We start from the raw sequence: 22,060 nt of genomic DNA, 5'->3' as shown, positions 1-22,060 counted from the left end.
ATACATCCTCCATTAAAATAATCACCCAATAATCAGGAAATAGATAGATACCCCGAAGTGAGATAACCGAACTCATTGGGGTCGTGATGTCTAGACACGCGCCATGAACGGCTACTGCTAATTGAATAATGGCAAGTAATTGGTTGGAGTTGGCTAGGGGGAACTTAGCTAACTATAGAATTAAGAAAGATCCACATCCGACCAACTAGCACTTAGAGAAAACACTGTGCCACACACGATTGTTACCGATATTTGCCAAGGAATTGCTGATTGCGTTGAATGTTGCCCAGTGGCGTGCATTCATCCAGGACCAGGGAAAAATGCCCTGGGGAGTGACTGGTACTGGATTGACTTTTCTAGCTGCATTGACTGTGGCATTTGCGTGGAAGTCTGTCCAGTGGAGAAAGCTATTATACCAGAAGAGCGACCTGATTTGCAGAAAACCCCATAATTTTTCGCGCCTCATGCTATTGGTGTGACAACTATCGAAAAGCTAAAAGCACAAACAAGGGGATTGTAGACTGTTGAAAAATTAGTTCAAAAATTTCTCGCCTACTCCCCTGGGTAACAGGATGAAAACTCACGATTAAAACTCAATACCAGGTTGTGCCTTAATCCCCTGTTCTTTTAAAGGATGCTTGACTAATGTCATCTCTGTGACTAAGTCAGCTCGTTCAATTAGCGCGGCTGGTGCTCCCCTACCGGTTAAGATGACATGGGAATCAGCGGGTTTTTCCTCTAGTCCAGCCAAAACCTGCTCAATGGTTAGATAGTTGAGTTTCAAGGCTATGTTAATCTCATCCAATAGCACTAGCTTAATGTCAGGGTTACGGATAAACCCTAAGGCCGCATCCCAGGCGGATTGGGCTTTTTCGATGTCTCGCTCTCGATCTTGAGTCTCCCAGGTAAAGCCTTCGCCCATGGCATGGAACTCTAATTGAGGGGGATTGTTATCAGTGGCTACTGTCCAGTGCTGTAAGGCAGCTTTTTCGGCGGGTTCCCAAGCACCCTTGATAAATTGTACAATCACAACTCGGTAGCCATGACCAAGGGTACGCAAGACCATGCCTAAGCCAGCTGTGGTCTTGCCTTTGCCATTGCCGGTATGAACCACAATCAGACCTTTTTGTTTGGAGGCTTTAGCTAGGCGTTGTTCCTGTATCTCCTTGCGTCGCTGCATTTTTTGTTGATATTGCGATCGCGTTAGTCCAGTACCAGCGGAATCAGCGGTGTTTACGGATTCTAGACCTTGGTTGGAATCACTGGCAGACTTGATTGTGGTATTCATGTGTTTATGATCAATTCATTTTGAGCAACTCTTTAGCATACAGCATCAAAGACTGTAATGCTTATATTGCTATATCTGCCAACACCAACAAACTTATGGTATCCCCAAAACAGACCAGTGCTGCTGATCAAGCTATCCCACACCAGCTGACGCGATCGCCAAAAATTCCTTTAATGTCCAATAAAATCTCTATCGGGGTGCTTTTGGCCTTACTATCTTGCCTAATGTTGTCGTTTCAGTATATAATCATATATGTAATATTTAATCAATCTTGGCTCTTTGGTCTACAGAATGTTGAAGTGGGAGGCTTGATGGCTCCTGGTTTAGGCAACTCCCTGCTGATTCTGTGGCTAAAGATGCTGGTAGTGGTACCGTTGATGGCATTTGTGGCTAGGTTACTCTACCCATCGGTGTGGCGAGATATTAGGCGTTGTGCTCACTCGGGGGACTTGCCTTTATTTAGCCAGATGGTGGCGAGTAGCTTCTTTCTATTTTTATCCCAAGTGCTAATATACCTATCATTAGGTCTTATTCAACCAGGGGTAGCAATCACCATTTTTTTTATATATCCTATTGTGACGGTAATCTTGACAGGATTGCTGTTTGGTAATCGCACACATCTATTTCCCTCGGATCTATATCGCCCACATCTAGTTCGTGGTCTAGTCATGGTTGGTGTTGTGGGCGGAGCGTTGCTGATTTCCCTGCCTAGTCTATCAGCTAAGCAGCCCTCTTCTGAATTGGGAGTTCTAGCTGCTGCTGGTGCAGGTTTGACCTTCGCTGTTTACATTATTATGACCCAAGTCAGTGCTAGAAAGCTCAACCCTATTCCTTATAGCTTTATTAATTTTACATTAATTTTGGTATTTTCTAGCCTGAGCTTATCATTTCCCCTAGATCAATCCTGGCGCTTTTTTGTTGAACCAAGCTACAGACTGGCTGTATACTTCAGCTGTCTGGGGTTGGGGGTGATAACCTTAGTGAACTATCTGGTGCAAAACTTTGCCATCAGGCTCATTGGTGGGCGTCCAGCTTCGATTATCGGGTCAACAGCACCAGTGTTAACTACCGTCTTAGCCGTGGGGATTATTCAACAAGGTTTAGGGTTACAGGAAATTATCGGATTGTTTCTGGTAACGTTAGGTGTGGTAACCCTAAGTATGGAAAAATTACGGCATCAGAGTTGGAAACGATCACAGTAAAGAAAAAATTAAGCGTAATTGGATATTGACCAACGTGGCACAGGTTATTCTGGAAAACGTTTATAAAAGTGTTCCCGCCCGCAAAGGGGATACTGTTGTTGCACCAGTAACAACGGAACCTAAGGTGACAAACGACGAAGAGTCACCAAGCCTTGAAGCAGAAAAGTCTGGACAGACACCTAAAACCGTTAATATCTTGCGGCGCATAAATCTGGAAGTCAACGATGGCGAGTTTATGGTGCTGGTTGGTCCTTCAGGCTGTGGCAAAAGTACTCTATTGCGGATTATTGCTGGACTAGAGGAATTGACTGCGGGCAAAATCTGGGTGGGGAACAGACAAGTTAATGATTTACCACCCAAAGAACGAGACATCGCTATGGTGTTTCAAAATTATGCCCTCTATCCCCATCTGAGTGTCTATGAAAACATTGCCTTTGGACTCAGACGAACTGGCTATGGGCAATTCAACATGGCAGAAGACTCTAATGGGAACTCTAAGAGTGTGCATTGGGGAAAGAATCTGCCACCCCAAATCAGGCAAGGGCTTGTGGCTACAGGTATGTTGAATGGGGAAGTTCGCTCGAATCTGGAAAATGTGTTAACCACAATGACGCGATCGCTTCCTCGGGAATTGCGATACCTCTCCGAACGAGAGAAAAAGATTGATCAGCAGGTTCGCAAAGTAGCTAAATTGCTACAAGTAGAACACTTGCTGAATCGATTGCCAAAGCAGCTGTCTGGGGGACAAAAACAACGGATTGCTCTGGGACGGGCAATTTCCCGTAATCCCCAGGTGTTTTTAATGGATGAACCCCTGTCTAATTTGGATGCTAAACTCCGGGCAGAGACTCGCAGCCAAATTGTGAAACTACAGCGGCAGTTGGGTACAACGACTATCTACGTCACCCACGACCAAACGGAAGCGATGACTATGGGGGATCGGATCGCGGTGATGAAAGACGGTCGCATCCAACAGATTGCTGCCCCTCTCGAAATATATAATCAACCCGCTAACCGGTTTGTGGCGGAATTCATTGGTTCACCACCGATGAATTTTATCCCGGTTCAGGTGAAAGCCCCTCGGGTAGTGTGTAATTCTCAGTTCCGCCTGACCCTTCCAGAAGTTTGGGAACCCATACTGCACCAGTATGATGGTCAATCCTTAACCTTAGGAGTTCGTCCGGAACATATGAGTATCAGTGCTCCTGCCCCCAAAAACTTGGTGGTTAGCGTTGATCTAGTGGAAGCCCTAGGGAACGATACTTATCTATCTGTGAGTATCCCTGAAGACTCTAGCCCTCTTCAGGTCAGAGTGCCACCAGATAAAATTGTCAGAATAGGTGACGAAATTTGGCTGTCTATAGACCCAGAGAAGATTCATTTATTTAACCCCCATGATGGGATGGCAATTACTAAGTCTGTTTAAGTCTATTAGCTAATTAGTAAGTTGCGTAGGGTGCGTTAGGGACGGGCTCGCCCTGATTTTCTCGGTAGCCAGTGTTAGGACAATCCGTCCCGTAACGCACCACCCAAAGGGTGCATCTCATATTTGTAAAAAATAAGAGAAATGGCGTAGGGTGCGTTAGGGACGGGCTCGCCCTGATTTTCTCGGTAGCCAGTGTTAGGACAATCCGTCCCGTAACGCACCACCCAAACGGCTTTAATGAGATGCACCCTTTGAATAAAACAGGTAAGCATTGGTTTAATCTGAGTTAAGTCACAGGCTAGAAGCCTGTGCCACAGTTGACCACTGACAGCTGAATAGTTACCAAGCAATAGACTAGATTTTGCCCTAGTTGTCGGAAACTTCTGCTCTCGAAAGCAGAGGAATTGATGCAAACAGGATTATAACGTGAATCCCTGATTCGGATCCCCCTAAATCCCCCTTAGTAAGGGGGACTTTTCCGTGAAATTTCCTCCTTTTATAAGGGGGACTTTTCCGTGGAATTTCCTTCTTTTCTGACGATTCCCGATTCCCGACTCCCGACTCCCGATTCCCGATTCCCGATTCCCTACTCCCTCAAAAATTTTTTACAAAACTTTTCAAAATATGCTATAATATAGCGATTTTTGTGCTACAATAAAATTGTTCCCGTTAAAATCAACGGCAAGAGCCAGCCTACGGATATTCCTCAGGCCAAGGCTGGCTCTGGTTTCCCTTTACAAGAGATAGATTTATTATGTCCCATAGATGCCTATACCCATGGGTAATGGTTAGGCTATTGCCACCCATGGCACCAGTGGTTTTCGCTCGGTTCGACAACCTTTGTGATGCCAAGAGGTATGTGCAGCCTCTTAAACGGCTCATGCCTGATGCTAAGTTCCTTATTTTTTTGGATATTAGTCTGCCGATGGATCAATAAGAATAGGTAGTTAAGGAATGAATAGAAGTAGAGTGGGCATCCTGCCCGCTCGAAAATAGGCGTTGCTCAATTAAGGAATGAATAAGAGTAGAGTGGGCATCCTGCCCGCTCGAAAATAAGCAAGAAACTGGCAAGATGCCAGTTCCACGCATTTAAATTGGGTATTGTTCAGTTATAAAAAAAACCGTCAAACCCTCTCCCCAGCTCCCCAGCTCCCCAGCTCCCCAGCTCCCCAGCTGTCAGAATCATCCAATTTAAATCAAGACCAGCTTATCCTCCCACACTCCCCACTCTAGGTTGTCGCAAAGTGCTCCCGCAGCAAATCGTGGATGAATCGATAGCGTCCACCGACTCGCTTAATCAGGCGGCGTTCTGTGGCATAGCTCAGGAAATCAGCGTAATCCCAGGGGATTGAACCACTGCGCCAGAGAATGAGGCGGAGGAGGAAGTGCTGAATGACAGGTCTGCCAGCAAGTACAAAGCCAACAAAGCCACATAACATTGCCATCTCAAAAGGAAAAGTTAACGCTTCGAGTGGTTCAACATTCTGTACCCAAACTAGACTAAGTAATACAAACAAGAAGAAAGTTACAGCAAAAATAATTAAACTAATAATAACAGTATTTTTAGCGGATTCTTTAATCCCCTGATTGGGTTTATTTCTGGTTTTTAGTTCTTCTCCAATCAGCCCAAAAGTCAGCCCTTCAATCAGCCCTGCAATCAGCCCAAGAATCAGCCCTGCAATCAGCCCTCCAGTCAGCCCAAGAATCAGCCCAAGAATCAGCTCTCCAATCAGCCCAAGAATCAGCCCAAGAATCAGCCCATAAATCAGCCCTCCAGTCAGCCCATAAATCAGCCCATAAATCAGCTTTTCAATTATTTTTTTTCTTTTTTGCCATGAATTTTGCCATGAAACTATAATAGTTTCAGAAAGCTCTATATTATTATCAAAAACCAGCCCAACAATCAGCCCTCCAATCAGCCCTCCAATCAGCCCTGCAATCCGCCCATAAATCAGCTCTCCAATCAGCCCTCCAATCAGCCCTCCAATCAGCCCATAAATCAGCCCAACACTCAGCCCAAAACTCAGCCCATAAATTAGCTGATACAACCACTTTTCTCTATTATTATTAAACAAATCCGGTTGCATTTTTTCAATCAAAAACTCCGTTTGTTGTCGCTCCTTCAATCGTTTAGCAAGCCAGCCTAACCAGCGCCTGGTCTTCTCTTCTGAATAACCGCGACGGTCATGGTTTTCCTTTAGTTTACGGTGAATGTAATCCTCAAATAACCTTTGACGGCATTGGTTCCGATAATCTTCCTTTGCTTTAGGATCCTTAAAATGTCTCTCTACTTGCTTCAACCCATCGGGATAAGCAACGGGAATCAAATGCAAGAGTAAGGGCATTCTGGCTAACGCTAGCAACCCATCTGAATCTTGCTGAATTCCTGGCCAGAGGTGGCGACAGTTTAAGCGCTTTAAATAATTTTCTATCTGCTGATCGCTCAAAGGTTGCAGACAGACTGCTCCCCGCATCTCCAGAATTTGCTCACCAGCTTTGTATTCTTCTTCACGACAGCAGACCACAATTTGAGGAACGTTGTTGAGAAACTGATTTAATTGCTGAATACATAACTTCTGCCGCTCTAAGCCCAACTCATCCAAACCATCGAGAAGAGGTAACAACTGACCGGTGCTAATCCACTCCTGAGTAATGGCTTCGGGGATATTATAACGAAACTTTAAATTAGCTGCTAACCATTCAGCAATGGGCTGGTTGTCCTCTTTCCAATCCGAAAGTTCAGCTATAATTGGAATTGGTTGGTTTTCCTGCTGCTGAGCACCTGTAATTAAATCCTTGGCCAAATCCAACAGCATGGTGGTTTTTCCAGAACCGGGCGCACCGAGAATCAACAGTTTCCCAGCAATATCTTCTTGGTTAAAGACCTCAATCAGCTTTTGACCTGGTTCAGACTCCGTAGTTACTCGAAGAAACTTGGGCAACCGTTTCCACCATGGAGGAGATTTGCTAGGATTGACAGTAATTTTTTCTGGACGACCCACTTCCTCTCTCTTGTCTGCCATTACCAACTGAATCAAGTGGTCATTGTGCAGGGAGTCATCGAGGCGGATGTTAACCTCAGCTGCCATTGCTCCCAGCAAGTCCTTGCGCCATCGCTGTAAATTTTCCGGTGGAATTTTTTTAGGGATTTGAGTTTGCTTTACTGAGCTAGTTTTGAATAAATACCCAATTGTAGGTAAGGCTAAGAAGTAACCAATACCTAAAATCCACCAGACTGTTTGGAACCACTCGCTATCCTGTTCTGCTGATGGTTTAAAAACTAAATATCCTCCTACAGCACCTAAGACTCCATAAATTGTGCATAGAGCAATTACTATAATTTTGCGAAGGCGAGTGTTTTGCTCCTCAAAGCGATTGATCAAAAGTCCGATAATACAGGCAAGTAGTCCTAGTTCTACCAACAGTAGTCTTTGAAGGACTTTGGGATTGGTCAGAAGTTCAGCAAGGTTCATCTCTGAAGCGACCTCTGTTTTATCACTCTCTGAGATTTTAACGAATTAGCGTCGATACAGCCAATAATATCAAGTTTGCTTGAATACCCATAATTAAGGAGAGGGTGGGGAGATAGGGAGATGGGGAGATTTTTATTAAGCGATGCAGCGCGGTCTTGGGGGTTTCCCCCATGAGCGACTGCATCAAGACAGGGTAATTATCCTGACTTGATATAAAAAATTAAATAGTCTAGGCAGTTTGATAAAACAGGAAAGTGTGGAGATTGTGGTAAGTGGGGGGAGTGCGTTCGCGTAGCGTAGCCCTTCGGGCTAATCGCACTTGGGGGGATTCCATAAAAGTCTGCCGATTGATCAAGAAGAATAGGACTTACTGAGTTTAGTTGCGCCCCCCTGCCCCCCAATTTTGGGGGGAAATGATGTCAAAGTCCCCCAGAATTGGGGGATTTAGGGGGCAAATGCGTAAGTCCTGTTGTCGCAAAGTGCTCCCGCAGCAAATCGTGGATGAATCGATAGCGTCCACCCACTCGCTTGATCAAGCGGCGTTCTGTGGCATAGCTCAGGAAATCGGCGTAATCCCAGGGGATTGAACCACTGCGCCAGAGAATGAGGCGGAGGACAACATGCTGAATGACTGGTCTGCCAGCAAATGAAAAGCCAATTAACATTGCCATCCCAGAAGCAGCAATTAACATGCTGAGTAGTTTAACATTCTCTCCTAATACTAGATCAGGTAATACAAACAACAAGAAAGTTCCAGGGAAACTAATTAAACTAATAATAACGGTATTTTTAGCGGATTCTTTAATCCCCTGATTGGGTTTATTTATGGTTTTTACTTCTTCTCCAATCAGCCCTCTAATCAGCCCTCCAATCAGCCCTCCAATCAGCCCTCTAATCAGCCCAACACTCAGCCCTCCAATCAGCCCTCTAATCAGCCCAACACTCAGTCCATAAATCAGCCCATAAATCAGATTTTCAATTATTTTTTTTCTGTCTTTCCATGAAACTGTAATAGTTTCATGGAAATCTATTTTATTAAAAAATAGCCCAAAAAATAGCCCATAAATCAGTCCAACACTCCGCCCCCCTCCAATCAGTCCACAAATCAGCCCATAAATCAGCCCAATACTCAGCTTATACAAACCATTTTCTCGGGATTTATTTAACATATCAGGGTGCATTTTTTCAATCCAAAACTCCGTTTGTTTTCGCTCCTTCAATCGTTTAGCAAGCCAGCCTAACCAGCGCCTAGTCTTCTCTTCTGAATAACCTCGACGGTTATGGGATTCCTTTAGTTTACGGTCAATGTAATCCTGAAATAACCTTTGACGGCATTGGTTCTGATAGTCTTCCTTTGCCTTAGGATATTTAAGCTCTCTCTCTACTCGCTTCAACCCATCGGGATAAGCAATGGGAATCAAGTACAATAGTAAGGGCATTCTGGCTAACTCTAGCAATCCCTCTGAATCTTGCTGAATTCCTGGCCAGAGGTGGCGACAGTTTAACCGCTTTAAATAAGCTTCAATCTGCTGATCCGTCAAAGGTTGCAGACAGACTGCTCCCCGCATCTTAAGAATTTGCTCACCGGCTTTGTATTCTTCTTCACGACAGCAGACCACAATTTGAGGAACATCTTTGAGAAACTGATTTAATTGCTGAACACATAACCTTTGCCGCTCTAAACCCAACTCATCCAAACCATCCAGAAGAGGTAACAACTTACCGGTGGTAATCCACTCCTGAGTAATCTCTTTGCGGAGATTATAACGAAACTTTAAATTAGCTGCTAACCATTCAGCAATGGGCTGTTTATTATCTTTCCAATCAGAAAGTTCAGCAATAATTGGAATAGGTTGGTTTTCCTGCTGCTGGGCACGTGTAATTAAATCCTTGGCCAAATCCAACAGCCATCGGGTTACTAGGCACTGCCCACCATCGGATTAATCATAAGTTGATGTAGGGTGGGCAGTGGATCAGACAAATCCCAAACCTTGCCATCGGGTTACTAGGCACTGCCCACCATCGGATTAATCATAAGTTGATGTAGGGTGGGCAGTGGATCAGACAAATCCCAAACCTTGCCATCGGGTTACTAGGCACTGCCCACCATCGGATTAATCATAATGGTGCCACAGCTCAGTTAATAAAAGAGCCATTTTCTCAAAATGTCAAATCGAACCTATGGAATTATCGGCACCGGAGCTATTGGCGGATTCTACGGTGCCAAACTGCAAAAAGCCGGTCATCAAGTCAGCTTTTTACTCCGTAGCGACTACCACCATGTCGCCGAAAACGGTTTAATTGTAAAATCAGTAGATGGCGATTTTACTCTGCCGGAAGTAGATGCCTATAACGATGTCAAAAAAATGCCAAATTGCGATGTCATTGTAGTGGCATTAAAGACGACACAAAATTATGTTTTGGCAGAGCTATTACCGCCATTAATAAATGAAAACACCATAGTTTTGCTCTTACAAAACGGTATAAATATCGAACCAGAAATTGCCAACATTATAGGAAATAATACCCTAATCAGTGGGTTGTGTGTTATCTGTTGTAATAAAGTAGGGCAAGGCCAGATTCACCACATCGACTATGGTAGTATTATGCTAGGGCAATATGCTGCTAACTATCAAGCTGCTGGCATTACAGAACAAATGGGCGAAATTGCTAGGGATTTTGAAACCGCAGGGATTCCTATTGAGTTGAGCGAAGATTTGCTATTAGCTAGGTGGAAAAAATTAGTTTGGAATATTACTTATAATAGTCTTTCCGTGATTTTAAATGCCAGAACAGATGAAATTATGGCCAATGCCGATACGCGGCTTTTAGCAAAACAAGTAATGAGGGAAGTGCTAGCAGGTGCAAAGAGTTGCGGGCGGATACTAGGCGACTGCGTTATCCAAAAAATGCTCGACCATACCGAAAACATGAATCCTTATTTAACCAGCATGAAACTGGATTATGATGGAAAAAGACCCTTGGAAGTTGAGGCAATTGTCGGCAATCCTTTGCGGATGGCAAGAAAAGCAGAAGTTGATTTGCCCATGATTTCTATGCTTTATCGACAGTTGAAGTTTTTGGATATTAGGAATCGGCTAGGCACTGCCCATAATAGGTAAGCATCCAGCCGTCAGTAAATGTAGGGTGGGCAGTGGATCAGACAGATTCCAAACCTTGCCATCGGTTTGCTAGGCACTGCCCACCATCGGATGAATCACAATGGTGCCACAGCTCAGTTCAAGAGAATTCTTAACCCAGATTTACTAATCAAAAAAAAGTAGAGACTGTATCAATACAATCTCTACCGAATCTCACCCTATTAGCCACAAATTAAGGCAAAAGGCAAAAGGCAAAAGACAAAAGGCAATAGGCAATAGGCAATAGGCAATAGGCAATAGGCAATAGGCAATAGGCAATAGGCAATAGGCAAAAGTAAAGAGGGTTTTAAGGTAATCCTATCCCCCCCTTATTAAGGCTTCCCCCTTATTAAGGTTCCCCCCTTAATAAGGGGGGTTAGGGGGGATCTCTACTCCCTACTCCCTACTCCCTACTCCCTACTCCCTACTCCCTACTCCCTACTCCCTACTCCCTACTCCCTACTCCCTACTCCCTACTCCCTACACACTCAATGAAGGTTGATTCTTGACATTTTCCACTAAATTGTCAGCAATCCCAGTCTCAGGAAATGCCCGCTTAATCACATAGGATTCTAACAGTGTGCGGAGCCAACTTGGACACCAGCGACGCTGACAAAACTCCAATAACCTTCTCTCGAAACTCCCCTCTTGAGTTGACCACTTAGCCGGGAGTTGACGATTCTCAATCACCCACCTCCAAATCGACCACATTGAAGGATCATCTTTCCCCAAATTCCACTTTTTGACTTGACGATTGAACACATCTCGTACAGACTGTTCATTCCATTTAAATACATAAAATGGCACATCATCCTGGTCAAACCGAGTGATCTGTCGAGGATTGAGGAAAGTGATTCTAGATTTTGGTTCCAGGAAAATTGTCTCGCCTAAATCCGTTGCCTGCATACATAAATCAGTATGACTTGCCAAGCTATCAAATACTTCATCCAGTTCAATAGACTTGATCAGAGAATGACGAGCTAGGATACAATGAAACTCTACAGAATCTACTGGGGTACGATCTAAATCCTGCTCAACATCCCGTAATGGAGTACCATAGAGCAACTGCTTTTGCTCAAACCACTTTTTACCATGCTTTCTTTGGTGAAACTTGGTTTTAATCCCAGCAACATGTACCTCAATATCAGGGGAGCCTGGTTGCCCCTGTAAAATTAGGGGAGCAACGATACCAGCTTGCTCTTGTTCAGCACACTCAACCAAACCTTTTAACCAACCAGGCTCTACAATCACATCATTGTCAATAAAAACAATGTAATCCGCATCCTTAACAAACGGTAGAGCTATGTTACGAGCAACATTGGATCTCAAATAGCGTCCGCGATGGATCAAACTCATGAATTCGTGTTTATCTGCCTGCTGTTGCAGATACTCATGCACTGAGGATGGACCGTTGCCATCTACATAGATTAGCTCAAACGGATAAGAGGAATAATCAGCAATAATACTGTCTAGGGAAGGCTTTGTTAAACTAAACCGCTCCCTCTGAGTCACGATTAATGTTACCTTAGATAAACCCATAAGCTGATAGATTAACCACGTTATGATTTGGTTCAAGTCTATCAGTTACAAACAAAAAAAGCCCACTACTTTAGTATTACTGAATCAAGGAATTCTGGATAATTATAGCCGTTCTTATCGTAATTCTGACTCCCCATCTCCCCATCTCCCCATCTCCCCATCTCCCCACACCTCCCACACTTCCCACACTTCCCTCTCTTTCCCGACTCCCTAAAACCTCTGACTCCCCATCTCCCCATCTCCCCATCTCCCCATCTCCCCATCTCCCCACACCTCCCACACTTCCCTCTATTTCCCGACTCCCTAAAACCTCTGACTCCCCATCTCCCCATCTCCCCACACCTCCCACACTTCCCACACTTCCCTCTCTTTCCCGACTCCCTAAAACCTCTGACTCCCCATCTCCCCATCTCCCCATCTCCCCATCTCCCCACACCTCCCACACTTCCCACACTTCCCACACTTCCCTCTCTTTCCCGACTCCCTAAAACCTCTGACTCCCCATCTCCCCATCTCCCCACACCTCCCACACCTCCCACACTTCCCTCTCTTTCCCGACTCCCTACTCCCTACTCCCTACTCCCTACTCCCTACTCCACTAGTAACTTTATGGTTCTCTGCTGGGGTTTGAGCCACAGGAGTATCTACCGCTGGATAGCCCCTACCACTATCCACGGGAACAGGGGGTTGTAGCTGCTTGATATCGTTGATAACTGCTCCCAACAGTACCTCGTTTTCATCTAACTCTTCGATCACCTGAGATAAAATACTTCCCTGGGTATAGCCTGGTCGAGTCACCAACACAATCCCATCAGTAAATGGTTGTAGTAATAGGGCATCATTACAACGGGAGAGACTAGGCGAATCAACCACAACAAAATCAAAGCGACCACGAGCATCTTCCAGCAAATGCTTCATTTCACTCGATTCTAGGATCCCCGCAGCTTTGCGCAGGGGACCGAGACTAGGGAGAATCGAGAGATTTTCAAAATCTTGGGCTAAATGAATACATTCAGTCTTAGAGCCATAGAAGCGCAAAGGTTCCAGTGGCGCGTCCATCAGGTGAATCACTTCTTGAGATTGAGCTACAGAATGCGATCGCAAATCCCCTTCTACCAACAGAGTACGCATACCGGCTTGGGCAGATGCGATCGCTAAATTGTAAGCCACGATCGTCTTTCCTTCATTCCCTGCTGTACTAGTCACCAACACCACTTTTACCGCAGGTTCCTCCCGCAGACGAAGATTAGTGCGGAACCGTTCGTAGAACTCCAACTCCAAAGCCTCTGGTTGGGTTATTATAGCAGCTTCACCCCGGTAGGACTTGAGACCGATTGTCGGTAAATCCCCCAGTAATGGCACACCATTGTCCCGAAGTATGGGTTTAACATCCTCTGGCGTGTATAAGGTATTATCCAGGGTTGATAGCAGCAGAATCACACCAGCACCCACGACAATACCGATTACACCACCTATTGCCAAGGTAACGATCGGATTACTTGCTGTCTGGGCCTGAATTGCTTTCGGTTCTGCAATTCCAGCGATCGCAAGACTACTCTCAGTCTCCGCCTCAGCTATTTTGCTATCTGCTAATGCCGCCTGCAACCTATTGTAAAATTCCTGCTTAAAAGCAACTTGCTGAGCCAGTCGCCCTCGCTCCAGCTGCTTATTGGGCAGCTGCTGATATTGCTGTCTTAGTTCCTGTTCCGTTTTTTGGGTAGCTGCCAACTGCCGTTGAAGTGATTCCCGCTGGGTTTGCAGAGCTACCAACTGATTAGCCAGTGCCTGCCGTGCTGGGTCCAGGGTACTGTCTTGGCGGATTTGACTGGGCAATGGAGAGGTAAACCCATTACCACCGAGAACTTCAGCCCCACGTGCCTGAAGTAAGGTCTCATAAGTCTGTTGCTGTTTGCGCAACTCAATCATAGTTGGATGTTGCGGACGCAACTGCCCCTTGAGCAGTTCCATCTGTGTCTCAGTATCCAGAATCTGAGCTCGCAGACTAGCAATGATCGGGTCAGCACTGAGGGCAGAAGACGTATAGGCTTGGTCAGGGGTCAAACCTAGCCGTTCGATTAGGCTAGAATATTGAGCCTCAACCCCCTCTAGCTGTATCTCCAGACTACGTTGTTGCTGTTGGCTACCAGTAATTCCACCCACTAACGTCCCATCTTGAGCAGCAAATAAAGCTGGTCCTTGTAGGCGGTCATACTGTTCCAGTTTTTGTTCCGCTGCCCTTAGTTCCTCCTCTGCCTTAGGTAAACGTTTTTCTATCACTTCAATAATTCGTCTCAGTTGTGCTGTGTTCAGCAAACGGCTCTGCTCCACCATTTTCTCCATCAGCATTGCGACGATGGTTGCAGAAATTTCCTTATTCTTATCCCTATAGATTACCGAAATAAATTGTGGTCCTTCTGACTTTGGCAATTTCACCTGTGTATTTTTAACAATGTCTTTCGAGCTGACTTGCATCCCGGCTGCTACTTCCTTAACCACATTGTCTGCCAGCAGCGTTCCCTGTGTCAGCACTTGTTTACCCTGTTCTGAAATCTGTACCCCTGTCTGGGAAAATACCTTCACAGGACTGGTATATATCAACCGACCTTCAGCTCGGTAAATAGGAGCTGGCGTTGGCTGTATAGCCACAATGCCGGATATGCCAGTAATCAGGAAAAACGTGGCAAAGCCGATTAACTTATGCTGATTGAGAGCAATCAGGTAACGTGTGACAAAAGGGGGAGTCATAAGTAGTTTCTGCTATTGTTAAGGCATCAGTGATCGAAAAATCCTCTAGCCTATTCCTATTTTTACCGCTGATTCAACAGGGACTCTGAGCACCAGTTACAAACCGAGACAGGTACTGGAATTTTCTGTCCATTCATTAAGGTATCCGGAGATTTTTGTGCTGTCGATGGAAAAGCTAACCCACTAGGGGAGAGCTTTCACTTGGTTTCTGCTGCCGTTATACCCAAACCTGATCAAAACAGTTCTGGTATTTCCTCAAAAAACCTCCGGAATCCCAGAAAATCGTTGAAGGGTCGAGTCACTACACTCAGAGCGGCAGAAATCTTAGCAATAAGACTTCGACCCACCACGATCACATCTTCATCTTGAAGTGGTACGTTTTGGGAAACATCACCCTTTAGTAGCTTTTCCCCGTCTAGTTTTTGAGTCACCGCTTTGCCCTGTTCTGGATCAAAACGAATTAAGGCAATGCTATCCAAATCAGCATCATCTGGGTTAGGAGAAATTGCTGTTAAGGCATCAATAAACGTACTACCATTAGCTAATGTCAAGTTGCCAATTGTGCCATTAGGATAGCTCAACACTCGAACGCTGATTTGTTGTTGAGCTAGGTTAGAACGAGCTACCAGCTGCCTATCATAATCGGTAGTATTACCCACCTCCAACTTTCGCACAATAATAGCATCCCCATCCCGGAGGTTCAATTCCGATGGAGTTGTCCCATTTTGCAGCGGTGTCAGCAAGTCAATTTCTCGCTCAATGATGGAATTATTCACCACCGACTTACGACGAATCAAAATAGTCCGCAAATCAGCAATCGTAGTCGTACCACCCGCAGCAGTAAGGGCTTGATTCGGTTGAGTTCCTGGTGGCAGGGGGTAATAGCCTGGTCGAAACACCTCACCACTCACTGTAATCTGAACCTGTGGTGTACTCAGTAGGCTCACAACTACTTGAGGATCAATCACAAATTCATTTAAGACCTTTTGAATTAAATCTTGAGCCGCCTCTAGAGTAAGTCCCACCACTCGTAGCTTACCGAACAGCGGTACCACAATATTGCCGTCAGAATCAATAGCACTTTGAAAAGCCAGATTCGGAAAGTTTGTCACACTCACTGCGATTACATCTTCTCGCCCTAGGTAGTGGCGATTAAATTCATCAGATGGACTCACCTGTGACAGAGTCTCTGGGTAGCCCAAAGGAGGTAACATTTCCTCCAACTGTTCCAGTCGATTCTCCTCTGAGACGGGTTCAGGGTTGCTCAACGGTGGTGGCGGTGGCAACGTTTCCGTTACCTCTATGGTCTCAGGGGTGGTCTTAGGGGTGGTCTCAGGGGTGGTCTCAGGGGTTTCCAGTTCAGTCGTTTCCCCTTCCCCTGATTCAACTGTTTCCGTTGTTTCCCGTTCAATGGAACTAAACGTAGGCAATTGAGCGCGATCGCTAATCCCATCCCCAAGATTTTGCACCGATGTCGGTAAATTTCCGACAAGCTTAGCCAAACCAGGGCTAACCCAGACTCCAGAACTAACCAGCCAGAATAAGACGGTACCCCCAAACAAAGATAAATTCAGAACTTGGTTGCCAAACCTGTGGGTGTCAGTTGTCATTTTCCAATGGTCATTTATCATCTCAAACCTGAAATCTCAAGTCTGAAGTGGGAAGTAGAAAGTCTGAAGTGGCAAGTCTGAAGTGGCAAGTCTGAAGTGGCAAGTTTGAGGTTTAACTTCTAGTTGTGGATAAACTTTTTAGTCAACCCTAAGTGTTCCAGCAATAAACCCATTTCATCCTTGATCCTTGAGCCTTCATCTTTGAGCCTTCATCTTGGATCCTTCATTCTTCATCCTTCATCCTTCATCCTTCATCTTTGATCCTTGATCCTTCATACTTTGTATACTACTAGGTTCCTCCGCAAAAGGATCGCTGATCAAAGCAGTTTGAACCATTTTACTGAGAGATTCGGCTATTGACCTAGAATTTTCAATATCACCCAAAGGTTCTATGGGAATTTGGATATTCACCGCAACCCAAGGCACCCGTTTGCGGTGTAACTGGGCCAGTTGATCAACCCAGAACCAACGGCTAGGAGCAGGATTACCACCCTCTGGCCAGGCATACCATTGTACTATCGCGAAGGTTTGCCGCTGATTCCAGGCACGAAAGAAACGGGCGTTAACAACACTTTTGGGGTGGCTTTTGGGGTGGGTTGTGATGGTCGGATCAGCCTGGGTCTTCCCCTCAAGATCAGATCCGTTGACCACAAACTTAATTTGGCTATAAGAATCTGTCTTCCATTGTCCCAATCGTTGTCTCATAAATCCGCTAATATCTTCCCATTCCACCTGTGGCTGGGATTTAGGACCATTTTGGGGAAGCAAAAATAACCACACTGGTTTTTGCTGATCCTGCTCTATGAACTGCAAAGACCATTTATGGCCGCCAATCCTGATGGTTTGTTGCTTAACAGTTTGCCAGTCAGATAGTTCTATTCCTGTCTTGCGGATAGCTTTTATCTTTTGGAGGTTAGTCACTGGTGGCAGTTTTGCCCAAGGCCAGTTTCCTGTCCAGTAACCCGGTACTGCTCCCATTATTACCAAGACTAACAGCAACACCAGTAAGACTCCCCTGGAGATTTGCCAGGGCTGGATTAACTTAATTAAACTTACTGACTTCATCATTCTATAGCCTTTCTCAGACTTATGAGGGATCTTCAAGTTTCTTACCCCTACTCCCTACTCCCTACTCCCTACTCCCTAAAATCCAGGAGTTTTTATCTCACCCCATTGAGAACTGCTATATAACATAACGTTTAATCTTGATGCTTAGCCAAGGGAGTCAAGTTGGGTGTCTGATGGGAAGTGTTTTTCAATGAACTTCATTAGTATAACCAGCATCACTAACATCATCGCTGAATACAGGTCGCCGCCCCAGCTTTCATGGAGCCAATGAAATGCCTTATCTTGCCCACTGCCATGGAAAAAGGTCAGCACAGTATTGCGGACAATATTAGCACTAACACTTATAACCACCGCACCGGATAACAGCCAAATAGTCTTTAGGCGTGACTCAATAGCACCGCTCCAGTAAAGCAACATCAAACTCACATACAGGCAAGTAAATAACATCTTAAGACCAGCACAGTGGGGCGCTACCTCAACAATTCGTTCACTTACGAACAAGTTAATCCCTTCTAGTGTGACATCCATGCCAAACTGAGTCAGAATAAAGGCAGCCATGGCAGCAATAAAGCGTTGTAGGGGCAAGATATAAGGTTCAATTAAATAGGGAACTGCTGTTGGAGTTGCCAAAACCACCAGCAGCAAAGGAAAACTTTGTAGCTTAAAGCCAGGAATCCCTTTTAACCATAGGCAAAGACCAGCTAAAACTATGGGAAAGGATAAATTTACCAGTTCTGATTGACCGCTAAGATAGCTTACTGCTCCAATTATCAGTAATACTACACCAAAGGGATGGGCTGTATCAGTCAGCTTATGCCACCGTCGTCGGTTCGTCCACACAATATGGGCAGCAAACGGTAGCCCAATCAAACCATGGCTAAAGTATTCATGGGTAATGCTGATACTTTTGTTGAGCCAGCCATTATACCAATGCATCAGCACAGGACCATAAATAATGACTAGTAAAGCGATGATACAACCGTCCAGTAGATAGCGATCAATGGCAATAGGAATTTTGCGTCCAATTTGCATAGTTTAATGATTAATAACTAATGGCTCAAGCACGCCTAATAAATTAGCTAACCCATCAACAACCTGCTCAATCTGCTCCTTGCTCAAGTTGGGATAAATTGGTAGAGATAAAATCTCATTGCACAGAGCTTCGGCATGGGGAAAGTCACCGGCTTGATATCCCAAGTACTTGTAAGCTGGCTGGAGATGGCAAGGAATTGGATAATGAATACCAGTTTGAATTCCCACTGAGGCCAGAGCATCCTGGATGCTCTGTCGGTTAAAGGCACATTCTTGACCCACCCGAATCACATAAAGGTGGTAGACATGACCTAGCCCGCTGTGGTTTTCTATGGGCACAATCCCGTGACCTTCCAAAGCCTTGAGTAGATTGTCGTACTGGCCAGCTGCCCAGTACCGTGACTGGTTCCACTCAGTCAAATAAGGCAGTTTGACATTGAGGATAGCAGCTTGTAACGTATCTAAACGGCTATTTTTGCCGATATCGGTATGAAAATATTTGCGAGGTGCTCCGTAATTACGAAGCGATCGCACTTTTTCAGCCACAGTAGCATCATTAGTGATTACCATACCACCATTACCAAAGGCACCCAAGTTTTTACTGGGGTAGAAACTAAATGCTGCTGCCTTGCCCACAGAACCAGCATAATAATCCTCTCGCTGTGCTAAGTGAGCTTGTGCTGCGTCTTCAAAAATCAGTAAGTTGTGGGCATCAGCAAATGCGATTAACTCACTCGGGGATACCATCTGACCGTAAAGATGCACAGGGACAATTGCCTTGGTGTTGGCTGTAATTGCTTGTTTGGCACTATCGAGATCAATTAGGGCAGTAAGGGGGTTGCAATCCACCAAAATTGGCGTAGCACCAGCAGCTATGATCCCCATCACTGTAGCGATAAAAGTGTTAGCAGGACAAATCACTTCATCCCCAGCACTAATGCCACAGGCTTGTAATCCGAGTGCGATCGCATCGGTGCCAGATCCCACCCCGATACCGTATTCGACAGCACAAGCAGCCGCAAATGCTGTCTCAAAATTCATCAAGGCTTTACCAAGAACAAAATCTCCCTGCTGCACTACAGCTTGAATTGCCTGGTCTAGCTCGGTTTGAATAGGTCTGTGTTGTTGAGCTAGTGAAACGAAGGGAACTTTGACCGGAACTTGGTAACTCATCTATTTTGTATAGGAATTGATAGTACACTGTATCAGGGTTAACAGCAAAGATTCACATCATTATTCTCTTCTTGAATGTATGTTGAATCTACATGAGTTAACACACTATAACTGTCAAGATTTGGTAAAGTTTTAGCCACTGGTACGAGTGAGGAATTGGGGCTTTGACCATAGCAGAAGTTCACTGACTCTCGGAAAATGGTATATAGATAAAGCGATCACCCAATCAGGTCTAAGCTTAAGAGTTTTGTTTGTCCGCCATTGTCCCATCCCCGGTTTACCCATCCCTACCGTTCTTGATTACAATTACAGCGTTCCCAAAACCATCGCGGCATCACACATCATCACCAAAAACCATCAAACATCTTACCCAAAAGTGGGCTTTTCCTTTACTTTAGGGGGAACTGGGTAAGATTTTAGGGTTCTGAATTCCTCTGGTTTACCAAACTTAGTACTGAAGGAATGCTGAGTACGGAGTGTGGTGAGTATCCCCTGCGGTAACGTTGGACTAAGCACCATGCTGTTGCGATCGCTTATTTTTGTAAGCCTTATATCAAGTCAGGTTGAATACCCATAATTAGAGGGAGGGTGGGAAGTTTTGGGAGGGTGGGAAGTTTTGGGAGATGGGGAGATGGCCAGATGGGGAGATGGGGGAGGTTTTTATTAAGGGTAATTATCCTGTAAGCATTCAGCTATCAGCTATCAGCTAAAGGCCTACGGCCACGCTACTTGATGTGCTAATGCGCTACGGCCACGCTACTTGATGTGCTTATGGGCGATTAGGACGCTACGGAACTTTTGAATCAAACAAGTAAGGAAAAGTTTAATCTAAGTTATGGAAAGCTGACGGCTGACCGCTGACGGCTGAATGCTTACATTATCCTGACATGATATTACTGGGTCTTATCTCCCCTTTTCTTTACCATTTCTTCACAAATTTCTTCACAAAGTCTTTAATGATTTTTTATTTTGGGCTAACCACTTAAGTCAAGATAGTTAGGAGAGCCCTTTCCTTGATAGCCTGATTCCAAATCCAGGTTTATAACCCCCTGTCTTGATGCAAAGCGCGAGTGGGGGTTTCCACGTCAGTGCGGTCATGGAGCGCACTGGTTCCCCAAGACCACGCTGCATCGCTTTGCTGAAGTTTGGAGGTAATTCGCCAACACTGTTAATTTGCAAAAACCTTTAGAGCAGGGCAAAAGCATTCAAAGAATCCGTGCTCGTTTTTTACTCAACAGCTTATAAATTCTATAGCTTATTAATCCAGTAATATTTACCAAAACTAGCTCCTAGCTAGGTAAGGATTTAAGATTTACCTATAGAGTGTTATAATAAGTCTATAGTTTCACATTTGATTTACACAATCTTTAAAATTAGATAATTGAAAATTAATAGCTGTTTCTGATAAGCTTTCCGTTAGTTCCTTTAGAAAAACAGGTAGTTCGGCATGGTAACATAGCTCGACTCAATTTTTGCCTATGGTCTTATAGAGTTTCCATTTGATTTGTGAACAAAGCACCCTCTTTAAATAAGACTTTCAGCTAGTTTTCCGTTCACAACTCATTTATAGCTATATATAAAATATATACCCTTATAATATAGCGATGCATCGCTATGAAAACATCAACACTTAAAAAAGTATCTAAAATTACAGCAGGAGTGCCATTTATGAATCTATTTACATCGTTTATGTGTCTGCCTACGAATCTAGTGGTCAGTGCAGTTAATCCCTTAAAGTATCCAGAGAGTAATTTCTTTAAATAAATATTGGCTTCATTTTTTTTTATTTAGCGCAAATCACCATCGTTATGGAATGGTATTTTGACCAAAGTATCAATAATAAAAAAGGTAGCATCCCATTTATATTATAATAAAATTGACGATAGCTAAGATGGGTTGATTAGTCCAACCAGTCAGTCTGATAGTTTTGATACCTATATCAAAATAACCAATAACTTGGAATAATCAGGAGGAGTTATCCTAAGGGTGATGACTAATTATTGCCTGCTTCAGAGGGTGAGAGTAATTTGGTTTTTCTGTCTCTATTTTTAGAGATAATAGCGCCTAAGCACGTCTGTCTAACCTACTGCTCTATTGAGATGAATAGCTTTTGGTATATTCGGTGTTGGTTCAGTGCATAAGCCTCAACATACAAAGCCGATTGACTATCTAGTAATCAAGGCTATAACGTCGAAAGTTCAACCAAACCCTTTGAATTATTAAAGTTTAAATTTTTCTCTTAAAGGTGAAAATTCAAACACTAAATTATCTAGGATAATTAGACACCAGTTGCTAAGTAACTGATAGATATAACTAGATATAGAACTAGATCTAGCTTTTCGTGTAGGAATTGTAAAAAGCGAT

At 44.4% G+C, this 22,060-nt stretch carries 19 protein-coding genes and 2 pseudogenes; 10 read left to right on the top strand and 11 right to left on the bottom strand.

All coding sequences use genetic code 11. The features are described from left to right. Positions 1-226 precede the first annotated feature (226 nt). Positions 227-451 carry a ferredoxin family protein gene (locus tag F6J90_RS22420; RefSeq protein ID WP_293098467.1) on the top strand — a complete coding sequence of 75 codons (225 nt, stop codon included), beginning with the start codon at positions 227-229 and terminating at the stop codon, positions 449-451. Between the two features lie 135 nt (positions 452-586). Here F6J90_RS22420 and cobO read toward each other — a convergent pair whose 3' ends face one another. Next, entirely contained in the window at positions 587-1,288 is a 702-nt protein-coding gene (gene cobO / locus F6J90_RS22415) for a cob(I)yrinic acid a,c-diamide adenosyltransferase (protein ID WP_293098464.1), read from the bottom strand. 20 nt (positions 1,289-1,308) lie between these two features. Between cobO and F6J90_RS22410 the strand changes: the two genes are divergently transcribed. The 6 genes and pseudogenes from F6J90_RS22410 (at position 1,309) to F6J90_RS43690 (ending at position 5,955) form a co-directional block, all read left to right on the top strand. Further along, entirely contained in the window at positions 1,309-2,490 is a 1,182-nt protein-coding gene (locus F6J90_RS22410; RefSeq protein ID WP_293098461.1) for a DMT family transporter, read from the top strand. Between the two features lie 193 nt (positions 2,491-2,683). Continuing rightward, positions 2,684-3,916 carry an ABC transporter ATP-binding protein gene (locus F6J90_RS22405; protein WP_366513882.1) on the top strand — a complete coding sequence of 411 codons (1,233 nt, stop codon included), beginning with the start codon at positions 2,684-2,686 and terminating at the stop codon, positions 3,914-3,916. Positions 3,917-4,431: 515 nt separating this feature from the next. Beyond that, positions 4,432-4,554 carry a hypothetical protein gene (locus F6J90_RS22400; RefSeq protein ID WP_293098455.1) on the top strand — a complete coding sequence of 41 codons (123 nt, stop codon included), beginning with the start codon at positions 4,432-4,434 and terminating at the stop codon, positions 4,552-4,554. Between the two features lie 6 nt (positions 4,555-4,560). Further along, positions 4,561-4,701 (top strand): hypothetical protein, encoded by a 141-nt coding sequence (locus F6J90_RS22395; RefSeq protein WP_293100811.1) that lies wholly within the window; start codon positions 4,561-4,563, stop codon positions 4,699-4,701. A gap of 876 nt (positions 4,702-5,577) precedes the next feature. Further along, positions 5,578-5,754 (top strand): annotated as a pseudogene (locus tag F6J90_RS43695) (hypothetical protein); the annotation flags it as partial. Between the two features lie 39 nt (positions 5,755-5,793). After that, the gene (locus tag F6J90_RS43690) at positions 5,794-5,955 is read left to right on the top strand and encodes a PT domain-containing protein (RefSeq protein WP_366513880.1); all 162 of its coding nucleotides are present in this window, start codon (positions 5,794-5,796) and stop codon (positions 5,953-5,955) included. A gap of 384 nt (positions 5,956-6,339) precedes the next feature. Here the strand turns inward: F6J90_RS43690 and F6J90_RS43685 are convergent. Beyond that, positions 6,340-6,939 (bottom strand): annotated as a pseudogene (locus F6J90_RS43685) (NACHT domain-containing protein); the annotation flags it as partial. A gap of 487 nt (positions 6,940-7,426) precedes the next feature. Next, entirely contained in the window at positions 7,427-7,561 is a 135-nt protein-coding gene (locus tag F6J90_RS22380; protein WP_293098448.1) for a hypothetical protein, read from the bottom strand. A 613-nt stretch (positions 7,562-8,174) separates the two neighbouring features. Here F6J90_RS22380 and F6J90_RS43680 point away from each other — a divergent pair. Further along, complete coding sequence (locus F6J90_RS43680; protein ID WP_366513878.1) at positions 8,175-8,393, top strand: PT domain-containing protein; 219 nt, start codon at positions 8,175-8,177, stop codon at positions 8,391-8,393. A gap of 1,161 nt (positions 8,394-9,554) precedes the next feature. Then, positions 9,555-10,511, top strand: a complete 957-nt coding sequence (locus F6J90_RS22370; protein ID WP_293098443.1) for a putative 2-dehydropantoate 2-reductase — start codon at positions 9,555-9,557, stop codon at positions 10,509-10,511. 498 nt (positions 10,512-11,009) lie between these two features. Here the strand turns inward: F6J90_RS22370 and F6J90_RS22365 are convergent, their stop codons facing one another. The 8 genes from F6J90_RS22365 to F6J90_RS22330 form a co-directional block, all read right to left on the bottom strand. Further along, on the bottom strand, positions 11,010-12,041 hold the full coding sequence (locus F6J90_RS22365; RefSeq protein ID WP_293098440.1) for a glycosyltransferase: 1,032 nt from the start codon (positions 12,039-12,041) through the stop codon (positions 11,010-11,012). Positions 12,042-12,144: 103 nt separating this feature from the next. Then, positions 12,145-12,486 carry a hypothetical protein gene (locus F6J90_RS22360; protein WP_293098438.1) on the bottom strand — a complete coding sequence of 114 codons (342 nt, stop codon included), beginning with the start codon at positions 12,484-12,486 and terminating at the stop codon, positions 12,145-12,147. Continuing rightward, positions 12,450-12,581: a hypothetical protein gene (locus F6J90_RS22355; protein WP_293098436.1), complete on the bottom strand. Its 132-nt coding sequence runs from the start codon at positions 12,579-12,581 to the stop codon at positions 12,450-12,452. Before F6J90_RS22355 ends, F6J90_RS22360 begins: the two co-directional genes overlap by 37 nt. Positions 12,582-12,644: 63 nt before the next feature. Then, complete coding sequence (locus F6J90_RS22350) at positions 12,645-14,813, bottom strand: tyrosine-protein kinase domain-containing protein (RefSeq protein ID WP_293098433.1); 2,169 nt, start codon at positions 14,811-14,813, stop codon at positions 12,645-12,647. Between the two features lie 233 nt (positions 14,814-15,046). Further along, positions 15,047-16,423, bottom strand: coding sequence for a polysaccharide biosynthesis/export family protein (locus tag F6J90_RS22345; protein ID WP_293098430.1), 1,377 nt, complete (start codon positions 16,421-16,423; stop codon positions 15,047-15,049). A 237-nt stretch (positions 16,424-16,660) separates the two neighbouring features. Then, positions 16,661-17,491, bottom strand: coding sequence for a cyanoexosortase B system-associated protein (locus tag F6J90_RS22340; RefSeq protein ID WP_293098427.1), 831 nt, complete (start codon positions 17,489-17,491; stop codon positions 16,661-16,663). A 144-nt stretch (positions 17,492-17,635) separates the two neighbouring features. Further along, on the bottom strand, positions 17,636-18,523 hold the full coding sequence (crtB, locus tag F6J90_RS22335; RefSeq protein ID WP_293098424.1) for a cyanoexosortase B: 888 nt from the start codon (positions 18,521-18,523) through the stop codon (positions 17,636-17,638). A 3-nt stretch (positions 18,524-18,526) separates the two neighbouring features. Next, the gene (locus F6J90_RS22330) at positions 18,527-19,696 is read right to left on the bottom strand and encodes a DegT/DnrJ/EryC1/StrS family aminotransferase (protein WP_293098421.1); all 1,170 of its coding nucleotides are present in this window, start codon (positions 19,694-19,696) and stop codon (positions 18,527-18,529) included. A gap of 148 nt (positions 19,697-19,844) precedes the next feature. Between F6J90_RS22330 and F6J90_RS22325 the strand changes: the two genes are divergently transcribed. Further along, positions 19,845-20,108, top strand: coding sequence for a hypothetical protein (locus F6J90_RS22325; RefSeq protein WP_293098418.1), 264 nt, complete (start codon positions 19,845-19,847; stop codon positions 20,106-20,108). The last annotated feature ends 1,952 nt before the right edge of the window (positions 20,109-22,060 follow it).

Source organism: Moorena sp. SIOASIH (genome assembly GCF_010671925.1).
In the GTDB taxonomy this organism is placed as follows: domain Bacteria; phylum Cyanobacteriota; class Cyanobacteriia; order Cyanobacteriales; family Coleofasciculaceae; genus Moorena.
Note: the sequence above shows the minus strand (reverse complement) of the source record. Positions and strands in the feature narration are given on the sequence as shown.

Coding starts and splice junctions, on each gene's coding strand:
- F6J90_RS22380 (WP_293098448.1), bottom strand. CDS start 7,561: ATGGGGGAAACCCCCAAGACCGCGCTGCATCGCTTAATAAAAATCTCC.
- F6J90_RS22370 (WP_293098443.1), top strand. CDS start 9,555: ATGTCAAATCGAACCTATGGAATTATCGGCACCGGAGCTATTGGCGGA.
- F6J90_RS22360 (WP_293098438.1), bottom strand. CDS start 12,486: ATGGGGAGATGGGGAGATGGGGAGTCAGAGGTTTTAGGGAGTCGGGAA.
- crtB (WP_293098424.1), bottom strand. CDS start 18,523: ATGCAAATTGGACGCAAAATTCCTATTGCCATTGATCGCTATCTACTG.
- F6J90_RS22355 (WP_293098436.1), bottom strand. CDS start 12,581: ATGGGGAGATGGGGAGTCAGAGGTTTTAGGGAGTCGGGAAAGAGAGGG.
- F6J90_RS22345 (WP_293098430.1), bottom strand. CDS start 16,423: ATGACAACTGACACCCACAGGTTTGGCAACCAAGTTCTGAATTTATCT.
- F6J90_RS22330 (WP_293098421.1), bottom strand. CDS start 19,696: ATGAGTTACCAAGTTCCGGTCAAAGTTCCCTTCGTTTCACTAGCTCAA.
- F6J90_RS22340 (WP_293098427.1), bottom strand. CDS start 17,491: ATGATGAAGTCAGTAAGTTTAATTAAGTTAATCCAGCCCTGGCAAATC.
- cobO (WP_293098464.1), bottom strand. CDS start 1,288: ATGAATACCACAATCAAGTCTGCCAGTGATTCCAACCAAGGTCTAGAA.
- F6J90_RS22350 (WP_293098433.1), bottom strand. CDS start 14,813: ATGACTCCCCCTTTTGTCACACGTTACCTGATTGCTCTCAATCAGCAT.